At 70.1% G+C, this 12409-nt stretch carries 14 protein-coding genes; 4 read left to right on the top strand and 10 right to left on the bottom strand.

All coding sequences use genetic code 11. The annotated features are described in order from the left end of the window. From ACMGFH_RS22585 to cbiT, 5 genes are read right to left on the bottom strand one after another with little or no spacing between them, the layout of a single operon-like run. A complete protein-coding gene (locus tag ACMGFH_RS22585) occupies positions 1 to 930 on the bottom strand; it encodes a precorrin-3B C(17)-methyltransferase (RefSeq protein ID WP_415383548.1) in 930 nt (309 codons plus the stop codon). A gap of 1 nt (position 931) precedes the next feature. Further along, the gene (cbiG, locus tag ACMGFH_RS22580; protein WP_415383547.1) at positions 932 to 1948 is read right to left on the bottom strand and encodes a cobalt-precorrin 5A hydrolase; all 1017 of its coding nucleotides are present in this window, start codon (positions 1946 to 1948) and stop codon (positions 932 to 934) included. A 2-nt stretch (positions 1949 to 1950) separates the two neighbouring features. After that, complete coding sequence (locus tag ACMGFH_RS22575; protein ID WP_415383546.1) at positions 1951 to 2829, bottom strand: cobalt-precorrin-4/precorrin-4 C(11)-methyltransferase; 879 nt, start codon at positions 2827 to 2829, stop codon at positions 1951 to 1953. Further along, entirely contained in the window at positions 2826 to 3659 is an 834-nt protein-coding gene (locus tag ACMGFH_RS22570) for a cobalt-factor II C(20)-methyltransferase (protein ID WP_415383545.1), read from the bottom strand. The genes ACMGFH_RS22575 and ACMGFH_RS22570 overlap by 4 nt, the downstream gene beginning before the upstream one ends. Further along, complete coding sequence (cbiT, locus tag ACMGFH_RS22565) at positions 3656 to 4261, bottom strand: precorrin-6Y C5,15-methyltransferase (decarboxylating) subunit CbiT (RefSeq protein ID WP_415383544.1); 606 nt, start codon at positions 4259 to 4261, stop codon at positions 3656 to 3658. Before cbiT ends, ACMGFH_RS22570 begins: the two co-directional genes overlap by 4 nt. 148 nt (positions 4262 to 4409) lie before the next feature. Between cbiT and ACMGFH_RS22560 the strand changes: the two genes are divergently transcribed. Beyond that, positions 4410 to 5225, top strand: coding sequence for a MarR family transcriptional regulator (locus ACMGFH_RS22560; protein WP_415383543.1), 816 nt, complete (start codon positions 4410 to 4412; stop codon positions 5223 to 5225). A 24-nt stretch (positions 5226 to 5249) separates the two neighbouring features. Here ACMGFH_RS22560 and ACMGFH_RS22555 read toward each other — a convergent pair whose 3' ends face one another. After that, positions 5250 to 5867 carry a class I SAM-dependent methyltransferase gene (locus ACMGFH_RS22555; RefSeq protein WP_415383542.1) on the bottom strand — a complete coding sequence of 206 codons (618 nt, stop codon included), beginning with the start codon at positions 5865 to 5867 and terminating at the stop codon, positions 5250 to 5252. 367 nt (positions 5868 to 6234) lie between these two features. Here ACMGFH_RS22555 and ACMGFH_RS22550 point away from each other — a divergent pair, with 367 nt between their 5' ends. Then, complete coding sequence (locus ACMGFH_RS22550) at positions 6235 to 6543, top strand: hypothetical protein (RefSeq protein WP_415383541.1); 309 nt, start codon at positions 6235 to 6237, stop codon at positions 6541 to 6543. Positions 6544 to 6807: 264 nt separating this feature from the next. Beyond that, positions 6808 to 7587 carry an FAD-dependent oxidoreductase gene (locus tag ACMGFH_RS22545; protein ID WP_415383540.1) on the top strand — a complete coding sequence of 260 codons (780 nt, stop codon included), beginning with the start codon at positions 6808 to 6810 and terminating at the stop codon, positions 7585 to 7587. Positions 7588 to 7605: 18 nt separating this feature from the next. On the opposite strand, the gene ACMGFH_RS22540 is transcribed toward ACMGFH_RS22545, so the two are convergent. Next, positions 7606 to 9009, bottom strand: coding sequence for a bifunctional metallophosphatase/5'-nucleotidase (locus ACMGFH_RS22540; protein ID WP_415383539.1), 1404 nt, complete (start codon positions 9007 to 9009; stop codon positions 7606 to 7608). Positions 9010 to 9086: 77 nt separating this feature from the next. Further along, positions 9087 to 9818 (bottom strand): hypothetical protein, encoded by a 732-nt coding sequence (locus tag ACMGFH_RS22535; protein ID WP_415383537.1) that lies wholly within the window; start codon positions 9816 to 9818, stop codon positions 9087 to 9089. Positions 9819 to 9894: 76 nt separating this feature from the next. Here ACMGFH_RS22535 and ACMGFH_RS22530 point away from each other — a divergent pair, with 76 nt between their 5' ends. Beyond that, complete coding sequence (locus ACMGFH_RS22530) at positions 9895 to 10845, top strand: hypothetical protein (protein ID WP_415383535.1); 951 nt, start codon at positions 9895 to 9897, stop codon at positions 10843 to 10845. A gap of 23 nt (positions 10846 to 10868) precedes the next feature. Here the strand turns inward: ACMGFH_RS22530 and ACMGFH_RS22525 are convergent, their stop codons facing one another. Together ACMGFH_RS22525 and ACMGFH_RS22520 are read right to left on the bottom strand one after the other, a co-directional pair. Beyond that, positions 10869 to 11381 carry a hypothetical protein gene (locus ACMGFH_RS22525; RefSeq protein WP_415383534.1) on the bottom strand — a complete coding sequence of 171 codons (513 nt, stop codon included), beginning with the start codon at positions 11379 to 11381 and terminating at the stop codon, positions 10869 to 10871. After that, positions 11378 to 12217: a ParA family protein gene (locus ACMGFH_RS22520; protein ID WP_415383533.1), complete on the bottom strand. Its 840-nt coding sequence runs from the start codon at positions 12215 to 12217 to the stop codon at positions 11378 to 11380. The genes ACMGFH_RS22525 and ACMGFH_RS22520 overlap by 4 nt, the downstream gene beginning before the upstream one ends. Positions 12218 to 12409 lie beyond the last annotated feature (192 nt).

The following is a 12409-nucleotide window of genomic DNA, read 5'->3' as shown; positions in this document are numbered from 1 at the left end:
TCAGAAATCGTCGACGTCACGCCCGCCGCGCGGGGTGACGAGGTGTTTCCCGCGGTCGTTCTCCCAGACCGCCGTCTCCGCGTTCCCGACGAGGATGGAGGTGCCCATCCCGCCGACCTCGTCGTCGTGGTCCGTCGCCTCGCCGAGGGTGGTGATCGTGTAGGTCTCGTCGTCGAGATTGCGGCCGGCGTCGCCGCGCCCGGTGTCGTTGACGATGCCGACGGGGACGTCGTCGGCGCGCTCCTCGCGGATCACCGCGATCGCCCGCTCGTAGTCGCGCCAGCAGTTGTAGAGGACGATCACGAACCCCGAGATGGCCGCCGCTCGCAGTTTCTCCTCGATCTCCTCCCAGCCGCGCCACTTGTCCGACAGCGAGACGGTGCAGAAGTCGTTCGACAGCGGCGCCCCGAGGTTGGCCGCGCCGCCGAGCGCCGCCGTGACGCCCGGGACGACCTCGATCGGCACGTCGTAGGCCTCCTCGGCCTCGGCCATCGTGAACAGCAGGTCGCTCTTGCCGTAGACGTTCGGGTCGCCGCCGGAGACGTGGGCCACGTCCTCGCCGGCGCGGACCCGTTCGAACGCCTCGCGGGCGAGTTCGACCTGCCTCCCCATCGACGAGCGGACGAGCGTCTGCCAGGCGCCGCTGGGCCGCTCCAGCAGTGTTCCCGACTCCGAGCCGGCCGTGGCACCGTCGTCGGTCGCGGTGCCGCCGTCGGTCGCGGCGTCGGGGTCGTCCTCGACCTCGGCGCTCTCCGGCGGCAGGGTCCCGTCGCGGCGGAGGAACTCCTGGTAGAGGGTCGACGCGACGACGCAGTCGGCGGTCTCGATCACGTCCTTGGCGCGCTGGGTCATCGCGTGGGGGAGCCCGGGACCGATGCCGACGACGTAGAGGGTTCCCAGGTCGTCCGCGTCGGCGGTCGCGTCGCTCACGCTACCGCCCCACCGCGACGGTCACGGCGTCGTCGAACCGCTCTTTCTCCCGCGCGAGTTCGTGGTCGCGACCGCCGGCGATGGCCGAGGCCTCCGCGATCCCCGGCCAGCCGATGAGCTCCTTCGATCGGGAGGGCGAGGGACCCTCGAAGCGCTCCAGCGTCTCCTTCTCGAAGAGGACGACCCCGGCGCCGATGGAGTCGGCGGCCTCGTAGAGGCCCTCCTCGCCCTCCTTGCGGGTGCCCGTGGCGACGAAGTCCACGTCGTCGACGGTCAGGTCGAGGTCGTCGAGCGCGCGCTCCCAGGCGTCGACGACCTGCGCGGCGTCGACACCTGAGACGGTGCCGGTGCCGAGGACGACGCCGTCGTCGGCGTTGCGCTTCAGCACCGTGACATCGTCGCCGACGAGTACGGCGCGCGGACCGTCGAGGCGGGCGACCGGGCCGAGTTCCTCGTTCAGTACGGCGAGATTCGTCGCGACGGTGGAGTCGCCGTTGACGACGTGGGTATCGAGGGCTTTGGCCTTGCTCTCGACGCCCTGTTTGCCGGCGGCCTCGCTCGCGGTCGTCATCGCGGGCACGGCGCCGAGCTTCGAGAGGTCGTGGGCGACCTGGTTGGCGCCGTGGTGGCCGCCGGTGATCGGGATGGCCCACGTGAGCGCCTCGTCGACGACGACGATGGCCGGGTCGTCCCACTTGTCGTCCAGCAGCGGCGCGGTCTTGCGCATCGCGATGCCCGAGGCCATCAGCCCCACGAAGCAGTCGTACTCGCCCCAGAGCTCCGCGAAGACGTCGCCGTGGTACTCGACGATGTCGATGGTCTCGTACTCGTCGCCGATCCCCTCGGCGATCTCCTCGGCGGTGTCGAGCTTGCGCTCGAAGCTGATGATCGCGATCTCCTCGGCCACCTCCCCGTCCGAGTCAGGGGTCGAACAGTGGCCGCCGGAGTCGTTCGCGTCGTCCGATGCGTCCGATGCGTCCCTCTCGGTCGTGTCGGTGTCGTCTGTCTCCGTGCTCATTGTCAGTCGTCCGCCTCCTGTTGGGAGTCGTCCGGACTCTCTCCGTTCGCGAACCCGTCGTAGAGGTACGAGCGCTCGTAGCCAGCCTTGCGGGCGGCGTCGCCGATGAGAACCATCGCCGAGGCGCGGTAGCCCGCCTCGTCGAGGCGTTCGCCGATGGTCGCGACGGTCCCCTCGATCACGTCCTCGTCGGGCCAGGAGGCGTGATAGACGACGGCCACCGGGATATCGGGGTCGTGGCCGGCGTCGAGCAGGCGGTCCATCGTCTCGGCGACCGCGTGGGTCCCGAGGTAGAGACAGGTCGTCACGTCGCCCATCCCGACGAACTCGCCGATGTGGTCCTCCTCTGGGTCGAGCGTTTTCCCCTGCGGGCGGGTGAACGCGACGTGGTTGGCGACGCCGTTGAGGGTGAGTTGCGTTCGTAGGGTCGCGCTGGCGGCGAACGCCGAGGTGACGCCCGGGACGACGTACGTCGGCACGCCCTCGTGTTCCAGCGCGTCCATCTGCTCGACGGCAGCGCCGTAGATGGCGGGGTCGCCGCTGTGCAGGCGGACGACCTCGCGGCCGTCCTCGTAAGCGTCGGCCATCAGCGGGACCAACTCTTCGAGTTCCTTCCCGATGCTTGACACCTGGTCGGCGTCGGCGCAGTACTCGGTCAGGAGGTCGCTGTTGACCAGCGACCCAGCGTGGACGACCAGGTCGGCGGCCTCGACGAGTTCCCTGCCGGTGACGGTCAACAGTCCGGGATCGCCCGGCCCGGCGCCGACGAACGGGATCCCCTCCTGGACCTCGCCGGCGGTGCGGTCGGCGACGCGAGGGTCCCGTTCGGTCGCCGCCCGGGCGTCCGCCTCGGCGTCGATGGCGTCCTGCGGGTCGGTCATCGGGCCGCCCCCGGGAACTCGTCGCCGCAAGCCTCGCCCTCGGCGCGTTCCAGCCGCTCGCGCTCGCGGTCGCGATCGCCCGCGTTCGCGTCGCCGTCCGGTACCCCGCCGTCGGTACGGACACGTCCGGTCGACTCGTCGTCGGCGTCGGCGAACGCCGCGGTAGCGGGTTCGTCGTCGAGGCCCGCCTTCTCGGCGTAGGCGAGCGTGTAGTAGTCCCGCTCGGCGAGGTCGGTCGGGTCGTCGGTCACGACCGTCTCGCCCTGCTCCATGAACAGGCGGCGGCCGTAGACGACGTCGTATCCCTCGGCGACGAGTTTCTCGTGAGTCGTCGGTGCGTCGGTGACCTTGAACAGGAGCAGTCGGTCGGGGCCGGTCGGGGCCGCCCCGCGGGCGGCCTCGCGGAGTGCCAGGCTCGCGCCCGCGGCGATCTCGACGTCCAGCGCGGTCGCGAAGGCGGTCACGGCGCTGACGCCGGGGACGGTCTCGACGGCCACGTCTGGGTGAAAGGCGTCGAGCGTCCGCCGCAGGTGGCCGAACGTCGAGTAGACGTTGGGGTCGCCGAGCGTGACGAACGCGGCCGTGCCGTCGCGGGCCCGCGGCGCGATCTCGCTCGCGGCCGCCTTCCAGGCCCGCCGGAGCTCCTCCTCGTCGCGGGTCATCGGGAAATCCAGGTCCCCGATGCGGTCCTCGGGGACGTGCTTGGCCGCCACCGACCGCGAGAGGCGGCCGGGCGAGTACACCACGTCCGCCGATTCGAGGACTTCGCGGCCGCGGACGGTCACCAGGTCCGCGTCGCCGGGGCCGAGCCCGACGCCATAGAGGGTCACCGTTTGCCTCCGTCCGTCGCGACCTCCTCGTCGCTCCTGTCGGTCGCGTCGTCCTCGGCTCCGTCGACGCCACCGACGAGCATGTAGACGGGGTTGTCCGACTCGAAGCTCGTCGCGCCGGCCAGTTCGTAGCCGTGGCTCACCTGGAACTGGACGACGTCGTCGAGGAGCCCGCGCTCGCGGAACGCCTCGGTCGCGGCGCCGGCGACCTCCAAGCGGGAGACGTTCATGACCACGCGGTCGACGCCGGTCTCGACCGCGCGGTCGAGCACCGCCTCGTAGTTGCGGCTGCCGCCGAGGAACAGCGCGTCGGCGTCCGCGGGGAGCCCCTCGGGCGCCTCGGCCTCCCGGAGCTCGACGTCTGCGGTCGTCTCGTTGGCGGCGAGGTTCTCTCTGGTGACGGCGAGTCGTTCGGGCTTGCGTTCGAGCGCCGTGACCCGACCGGCCCGCCGCGCCGCCTCGATGGTGACGGCGCCGGTGCACGATCCGACCTCCGCGAAGTGGTCGGTCGAGTCGAGGGCGAGTTTCCGCTGCAGGACGGCCCTGACCTCCGGCTTCGTCGGCCCGGCCTTCGCGTCGTTGGGGAGCGAGACGTGCGCCATGGCCGAAGACAACTGCCGTAGATCGTAAAACAATTTTGGTTGTTTTAGAGAAATCGGAGTTGTGTTAGAGAGCGAGATTCGGGCAGATACACCAACTACACGCTCGCTAGGGCAAAAATACTTGAACTCAAGGGACCGAGGGGACGTAATGGCGAACGACGCGGGCGACGCCGACAGGTACGGGGTACTCCGGAGCAAGCGGAACGCGACGCGGTACCAGATCCTGGTGGAGATCGCCGAGCGCCAGCCGGCGGTGAACCAGCAGGAGATCGCCGACGCGATCGGCATCACGGCCCAGGCCGTCAGCGACTACCTCCAGGACCTGGTCGAGCAGGGGTACGTCGACAAGCACGGCCGCGGGCGCTACGAGGTCACGAAGGAGGGCGTCGACTGGCTCATCTCCCAGACCGACGAGTTGCGCACGTTCGTCCGGCACGTCTCCGAGGACGTCATCGGCCAGGTGGAGATCGAGACGGCCATCGCGACCACGGACGTCAGCGAGGGCGAGACGGTGACGCTGACGATGCGCGACGGCGCGCTGCGGGCGATGGCGGGCGACACCGGGAGCGCGACCGCCGTCGCGGTGACCGGCGCGGCGACCGGCGAGGACGTCGGGATCGCGAACTTCGAGGGCGTCGTCGAGTACGACCTCGGGGACGTGACGATCGTGTCGATCCCGCAGGTCCAGAACGGCGGCAGTTCCGTGGTCGACGCCGACCGAATCGCGGCGATGGCCGACTCGCACGACCTGGTCGCGGTCGCCGGCGCCGAGGCGCTCGCCGCCGCGTCGGCCGCGGGCCTGGACCCCGATATCCGGTTCGGGAGCGCCGCCGCCGTCCAGGAGGCCGCCGCGAAGGGGCTAGACGTGTTGCTCCTCTCGGCGACGGACGCCCTCTCGACGCACACCGACAGGCTCCGCGACCAGAACGTCAGCTACGAGGTCGTCGACGCCGCCGAGGAGTGAGCGCCGTTTTCAAGCCGGACGCGCTCAGAGCGCGCGGAAGGCCCGTATCGTGTCGCGGTTGGTCGGCTCGCACACCAGTTGCGCGAGCCCGAGGTCGGAGAAGACGCGCTTCCAGTCGCGGTGATACAGCGGGAAGTCGTCGTCGACGTAGCTCACGTCGTCGTCCGAGCGGCCGCGGTCGGGGCTGTTGCCCTCGTTCTCCGCGGTGACGAGCAGGTCGCTCGTGATCCGAACGAGTTCCTCGAACACCCACTCGTCGTCGGGGTGGACGTGCTGGAGCGTCTCGACGGAGTAGACGACGTCGAACGCGTCGTCGGAGAACTCGGGGACGACCTCCTCGATCGGTCCGGTGTGGAAGGTGCCCGTCTCGGCGAGGGCGGGGTAGTACTCGGCCATCACGTCGAACGACTCGTCGTTGATGTCGATCCCGGCGAGGTCCTCGAACCCCTCGTCGCGCAGGTGCGCCAGGTGGCGGCCGGAGCCGCAGCCGACTTCGAGGATCGCCGCGTCGTCGTCCGCGTAGTAGTCGAGGACGGTCGCGAGCGTCTCGCTCACCTCGTTGGGGCCGATCTCCGCGTAGTACGCCGGCGAGTACGCCTCCGAGCGGTCGGCCCAGACGCGACGGTTGTCCTCGGGGTCCATACCGAGCGGTACGCGAGCGCGCCCGTAAGTCCGATCGGTTCCGGCCGCGGCGTCCCGGTCGTGGCGACCCAGTTCCGGTCCGCAGCGCCCCGGTTCCAGTCCGCGGCCGGCGCCACCAGGCCGCCCGCCGCTCGCCACCACCTCGCCAACCCCGCCGTCGGGCCTCCGCCGGCGGAACCCCTCGCCGATCGGAACACGTACCGACCCCGTACGGAGTCCGCGCCGATTCCACGCGAGCGCGGCGCCGTTTCGCCGCCGTCGACCCGTTCGCCGAGTGTACTATCGACCTAATCACTTCTAGCGTGACCTTACGGGTGAACGGACACTTTGTCGAGTTAGACCGACGGAAGAACGTAGAGTTCCTATCATGACGGACACAACTACCGACCGATCGACCGAGTTCACGAGTTCCGCAAACCTCTCCGACGCCGACCGATATCTGCTGTTCAGTTCCGAGCGCCGCCGGCTGGTGCTCGACGTCCTCTCCACCGAGTCCGGCGTCGTGGCGCTGGACGAACTGGCCGAGGAGGTCGCTGCGCAAGAGAGCGATCTCGACGCGGCCGACGAGCAGGCGATGGAGCGACTGAAGACCACGCTCCACCACAATCACCTGCCCAAATTAGCTGACGCGGACGCTCTCGACTACGATCCGACCTCTCATCGAATCGAACCGTAGCGGGAGCGAGAGCGGGGAGCGAGAGGGTTCACGGGGGTGACGAAGTTAGATGCGTGTTCACGCCTCCCATCCCCGTGTCGAGGCTGGGGCCCGACCCCCAAGAACCCCCGAATTGAGGAGTATCATCAACGGTTCGTCGGCTGACACCGGAGCGGTCGAAAGCCGTTCTTACTGGCCCACGATCGCCCGGCCGATCCCCGCCGGTCGCTCCGACCCGCCGGCCGGGCCCGGAAGGCTCATTCCAGTGACCGGAGACGTACTCGTATGACGCGCGAATCTACCGCACGAACCGGTCCGTCGAGCGGCGAGAGCGATCGATACGCGGTCGCGGTCGTCGGCGGCGGGATCGCCGGGCTCTCCGCGAGCGCGTTCACCGCCCGCGCGGGCCTGGAGACGCTCGTCCTCGATTCGGGCGGGTCGCTCCTCCGCCGGAACGCTCACCTGGAGAACTTCCCGGGCTTCCCCGCGGGCGTCAACGCCCGACTCCTGCTCGACATGCTCGGCGACCAGGTCGAGAACGCCGGCGCCGAGCGGCGGGAGGCGACGGTCGCGACGGTCGAGACCCGCGACGACGGGTTCGCCGTCGAGACGGCCGACGGCGACCGCTACTACGTGGACCACGTGATCGCCGCGACGAAGAACGAGACTTCCTACCTCGACGGGATCGACGGCGTCGGGATCGTCGACCGCGGCAAGGAGTACGTCGACACCGACGAGCGCGGCCGCACGGGCGTCGACGGGCTCTACGCGGCCGGTCGACTCGCCGAGAAACCCCACCAGGCGGTCGTCTGCGCCGGCCACGGCGCGGAAGTGGCGGTGACGCTACTGGAGGAGGCCGACCGGGGATTCTACCACGACTGGGTCGCGCCAGAGGGGTATTTCACCGGCCGCGACCGCGACGTTCCGCCCGGTTGCGAGGAGATCGACGCCCCCGAGCGCGAGCGCCGAGAGGCCGAGTCGCTCGACGCGATGCCCGAGTACTTCGCCGAATCCCACCCCGACGAGCAGGTCACGCATCCGAGCCTGCGCGAAGAAGACGAGTGAGTCGGTACTGCTGATCGCTCACGGGCTGTGCGGCCAGTCGCGTTCGGGGACGGCGTCCTCGTCGAGCGTCGGGCGATGGATCCGCCCATCGAGTTCGGGATCGAGGCCGGTCTCGCGGACGTACTCGACGACGGCCTCGTACTGGCGGCCCCAGCGGTCGACCACGTCCCCCGGGCCGAGCGCGGGGAACAACCGGTCGCTCGCGACGAAGAACTCGGTGGTCGCGACCGCGTAGGACGACGCCGGATCGATCCGCTCGCCGTCGACGCGGGCCTCCCGGAGTTCGCCGGTGGCGTCGTCCCAGACGACGCGCGCGCCGCTCACGTGGCCGAAGTGCCACGCCGGGAGGTCGGCCGGGGCCGATTCGAGCGCCAGCGCACGGAGCGTCGCGGTCAGGGCCCCTCCGTCGACCTGGAGGCGCACGAGATCGGCCGCGTACGGGGTGACGCTCACGAGGTCGAAGGCGGTCACGTCGCCCGCGAGCGAGGCGCGGCGCCGGAACCCACCGCCGGAGTTCACGGCGACGTCCGCGCCGGTCCGCCAGCGGTACGCGTCGGTGATCAGGTTCCCGATCCGGCTCTCGCCGCGCTTGCACGCCCGCATGTCACAGACGACGGGTTCCGTGGCGGTCCCGACCACGTCGGAGAGTCCCGCCGCGTCCATCCGGTCGCAGATCGCGTCGGCCACGTCAGCGTCGAGCGGCGCGTCGTCGACCGCGTGGTGGGTCGCGGTCGGTCGAGCGCCCTCGAAGGAGACTTCGAGCAGGGAGCGCCCGGTCCCACCGGGTCGGCAGACGAGCGTCCCGTCGATCCGGTCGGCCCACCGCTCGTGGTCGTGCCCGCCGAGCACGAGGTCGACGTCGACGGCGCGGGCGAGGTCCGCGTCGTCGCCGCAGTGCGAGACGACGAGCGTCCGGTCGACGTCCCGCGCCCGGAGCGCGTCCGCGGCCTCGCGGACCGCCGGTATCGGGTCGGTGAACGCGACGGGGGCGGCGTTCGGGTTGATCGCGGCGGTCTCGGGATGGGCGACGCCGACGATGCCGACTCGGATCCCGCCGGCCTCGGTGATCGTCCACGGCTCCACGCCCGCCTCCGCGCCGAACGGTTCGCCGTCGCGGGTCGCGTTGGCGCACAGCCACGGCTGGGGCGCGTCGGCGACGACCGACAGCAGGGCGTCGACCCCGTGGTCGAAGTCGTGGTTCCCGAACGTCTCGGCGTCGGGGTCAACCGCCCAGAAGAACTCGAGCGACTGGCGGCCGTCGGTGACGACCGAGAGGACGCCCGGGCCGGTGTCGTCGCCGCCGCCGCAGACGACCGTCTCCGCGTCGCGCAACTCGTCGACCAGCCCGGCGAGTCGCCCGACGCGCTCGGGGGCGTCGTAGGCCGCCTCGACGTCGGCGTAGTGGAGGACGCGGAGGGCCATTCGTGCGGCCGGTCGGCTGGCGAGGACAAAACCGTTCTGGCGGGAGCGGCGACTGCAATCGCGTCGATTGGACGGAGCTACTCCTCGCTGTCGCGGCCCTTGAACGCCCGCTGGCCGGTCATGGCCGACCTGACGGTCTCGATGGCGACCGTCCCGCCGACGGCGTCGCTGTCTTCGGCGATGCGGTAGATCTGTCCGGGGATGTCGGCGACGCCGGCGAGCAGGATGACGGCGCCGACGGCGACGGCGGCGGGGAGGTAGACGAGCCCGGTAAAGGCGGCGACGACGCCGACGCCGAGGCCGAGCGTCCCCGCGACGGTCCCGAGGATGGCGAGCGTGACGAGGAACGCCTTCCGGAGGTTCGTCCGCTGGTTGTGCCGGATCCAGTCGGCGTAGCTGTCGACGAGCCACGCGAGCGACTCCGACTCCGAGAGGTCGGCCGCCGCCTCCAGCCCCTCGGGGTCGGCGCCGACCCGCTGGCCGGCGGTCGCGTAGGTCAGCCCCGAGGCGGCCGCCGAGAGCACGAACAGGCTGACGCCGATCCCGACCGATGGGTTGAGTACGAGCGAGACGGCCGCCGCGTCGGTCGCCGCCGCGAACGACAGCGCCGAGAGCAGGACGCCGACGATCGTGACGTTCAGTCGGAACACCGACAGCGCCTTCCCGTCGATGTCGTCCAGCGTCGACAGCTGCGCGTCCAGCGTCGTCCGCGCCTCCTCGCGAGCGATCCGGAGCGCCTCGACGTCGGCACCACCCGTGTCGCCCGCACCGTCTGTATCGACCGCCCCGTCAGTCGGACCACCGGACATATAACCCAGTCGTAGCTTCACTTGCGTAATACTATCGGACAGAAAGGTTATATGACAGTGTGCGTGAATACTGGGCATGGATATCCCGCGATCGGTCCGCGAGGACCTCGAATCCCGCGAGAACGTGGTCGGGACCTGCATCGGTCCCAAGCGCGTCGGCGACCAGCCCACCGACGAGGAGGTGCTCATCGTGCTCGTCTCGGAGAAGCTCCCGGAGACGCACCTCGCCGAGGTCGACCGGATACCGCGGGAGATCGAGTTCGACGACACGCGCATCAGGACGGACGTCCAGGAAGTGGGTGACGTGCGGACCCAGGCCACGGCCACCCAGCCGGCCGAAGAGCCCGACCGCGAGCGGCGGTGGCGACCGGCGCCCGCCGGCGTCTCGCTGGGTCACTCCGAGATCACCGCCGGCACGCTCGGGAGTCCGCCGCTGGAGACCGAGGACGGCGAGACGGTCGTCCTGACGAACGCCCACGTCGCGGCGCCGATCGACACCGCCGAGCCGGGCGACGACATCCTCCAGCCGGGCCCGGCCGACGGCGGGACCGACGACGACGTGATCGGGACGCTCGTCGAGGGGAGCGAAATTCGCCCCGACGAACCGAACACGACCGACAGCGCCATCGTCGAGGTCGACCCCGAGCAGTTCACGGGCACAGTCCTGGGCATCGGCGAGTTCACTGGATTCACCGAGATGTCGGCGGATGCGACGTTCACGAAGAGCGGCCGGACGACCGGCGTGACGACCGGTGACCTGCGCGGCCGGGACGCCCGGATCAAGGTCCGTGGCTACCACGACGAGCCGACGGTCTTCGAGGGGATCGACGTGTTCGGCCCGATGAGCGCCGCCGGCGACAGCGGCAGCCTGATCGGGATCGACGGCGACGACGGGTTCCGCGCGACGGACCTGCTGTTCGCCGGGAGTGACCGGACGACGCTCGCCGTCCCGATGGACGCCGTCGAGGAGGAACACGGGGCGCTCGCGCCCGTCGAGTCGGAGAGCGGTGGCGGAGTCGAAAACTGACGAATGCCGGCCTGATCAGTCGTTCACGACCAACCGTAGCCCCACTCTTCGAGCTTCGCGAGGACGAGCTCGGGGTTCTCCTGGGCGACGGCCATCGCCGCCTCGGTCACATCGGTCTTGTAGACGTCCGCGTCGAGTTCGGCCTCCATCTCCGCGACGAGGTCACCGATGCCCGCCTCGACGTGGTCGCGCAGGAAGACCGGCCGCTGGGTCCGCCCCTCCTTGACGCCGTCGCGCGCGTGGATGTACGGAAGCGTCTGGCGCTCGGAAGTCGCATCGCTGCCCGAGGAGCCGGATTCGTCGCTCGCGTCCGTGCGCTCGCGCTCCGCGGACGCCGACCCGCTGTCGGCGGTCGTCGACGCCGGGTCGATCGATCCGGTCGCCGGAGCGGAGTCCTCGCCGTCCGCATCCGGTCGGTCGTCCGCGACAGCGTCACCGTCCGCCGCGTCCGGCTCGGCCGGCTCGTCCGGTTCGTCCCCGGCGTCGCCGTCCTGCGGTTCCTCGGCGAAGGGATCGTCCGTCGAACCCTGCTTCATGCTTCCACCGCCTTGGTCTCGCGGATGCGCTCGGCGAGTTGTTCGATCTTCTCCAACGTCTCGGTCTCGTGCTCACGCTCGCGGTCGCGGTGGGCCTCGGTATAGCGGAACGCGGTGCATTGCTCGGCCCAGCAACCTTCGAGCAGGGACGAGCGCTCGCGCAGTCGGATCGGGATGTCCCAGCCGTCCTCCTGCAACTGTTCGAGGAAGCGCTCCTGGTCGTTCATCCCCTTGAAGCGGTTCGGGACGACAGCGAGGACGCCGACCTCGATGCCGAGCTGGTCTTCGAGCCCGCCGACCAGCTGGTCGAGGCCCCGGACCGACTCGTAGCCCTTCCCGCTGGGCTCGAAGGGGATGACGAGGTGCCGGGTCGCGTGGATCGCGTTGTGGAGTTTGATGTCCGCGGTCGCCGGCGGGTCGACGATCAGCGTGTCGTACTGCTCGTGGACGCCCGCTTCTCGCAGCACGCGCAGGAGTTGCTTGTTCGGGTTCCACGACTCCCCGAAGTCGGCGGCCTCCTCCTCGCGGCGGCGCAGGTGCTTCGACGCGTACTCGAGGATGTTGTGCGACGGGACGACGTCGATCCCCTCGCTCGTCTTGATCAGCTTCGAGAAGTCGTCGCGCGGGCGGTCGATCATGTGCCGCAGCAGGCTGTCGGCCTGGTCGTCGTCGCGGTCGTCGTCGACGTCGAGCAGGTACGACAGCGACGCCTCCTGCGTGTCGAGGTCGACGACGAGCACGTCTCGACCGGCCCGCTCCTCGGCCTTCGCGAGACTGGCGGCGAGCGTCGTCTTCCCGACGCCCCCCGCCTCCGAGTACACCGTGTAGGCCAGCATACTCAGCCAGTTGAGCCGCTCAGCTATAAAACTCAGTCAGACGAGCCAGCTAACTGACTTAGCTGATCGACTCAGCTGGCTTACCCAGCTGATCGGCTTAGCTAATCAGCTTAGCTGAGCAACTCAGCTGGATCAGTCAGCTAGCCAGCTTAGCCATCCGGCATATCTGGCTGGGTTAGCCGAGCGACTTGG

The sequence above is a fragment of the Halosimplex rarum genome (genome assembly GCF_047715405.1).
GTDB classification, from domain to species: domain Archaea; phylum Halobacteriota; class Halobacteria; order Halobacteriales; family Haloarculaceae; genus Halosimplex; species Halosimplex rarum.
This window is presented reverse-complemented; position numbering and strand designations above follow the sequence as displayed.

Excerpts from the sequence above, each read along its gene's own strand:
- ACMGFH_RS22550 (WP_415383541.1), top strand. The coding sequence starts at position 6,235 with ATGACGGACACAACTACCGACCGATCGACCGAGTTCACGAGTTCCGCA.
- ACMGFH_RS22545 (WP_415383540.1), top strand. The coding sequence starts at position 6,808 with ATGACGCGCGAATCTACCGCACGAACCGGTCCGTCGAGCGGCGAGAGC.
- ACMGFH_RS22560 (WP_415383543.1), top strand. The coding sequence starts at position 4,410 with ATGGCGAACGACGCGGGCGACGCCGACAGGTACGGGGTACTCCGGAGC.
- ACMGFH_RS22535 (WP_415383537.1), bottom strand. The coding sequence starts at position 9,818 with ATGTCCGGTGGTCCGACTGACGGGGCGGTCGATACAGACGGTGCGGGC.
- cbiG (WP_415383547.1), bottom strand. The coding sequence starts at position 1,948 with ATGAGCACGGAGACAGACGACACCGACACGACCGAGAGGGACGCATCG.
- ACMGFH_RS22530 (WP_415383535.1), top strand. The coding sequence starts at position 9,895 with ATGGATATCCCGCGATCGGTCCGCGAGGACCTCGAATCCCGCGAGAAC.
- cbiT (WP_415383544.1), bottom strand. The coding sequence starts at position 4,261 with ATGGCGCACGTCTCGCTCCCCAACGACGCGAAGGCCGGGCCGACGAAG.
- ACMGFH_RS22520 (WP_415383533.1), bottom strand. The coding sequence starts at position 12,217 with ATGCTGGCCTACACGGTGTACTCGGAGGCGGGGGGCGTCGGGAAGACG.
- ACMGFH_RS22575 (WP_415383546.1), bottom strand. The coding sequence starts at position 2,829 with ATGACCGACCCGCAGGACGCCATCGACGCCGAGGCGGACGCCCGGGCG.
- ACMGFH_RS22555 (WP_415383542.1), bottom strand. The coding sequence starts at position 5,867 with ATGGACCCCGAGGACAACCGTCGCGTCTGGGCCGACCGCTCGGAGGCG.
- ACMGFH_RS22540 (WP_415383539.1), bottom strand. The coding sequence starts at position 9,009 with ATGGCCCTCCGCGTCCTCCACTACGCCGACGTCGAGGCGGCCTACGAC.
- ACMGFH_RS22525 (WP_415383534.1), bottom strand. The coding sequence starts at position 11,381 with ATGAAGCAGGGTTCGACGGACGATCCCTTCGCCGAGGAACCGCAGGAC.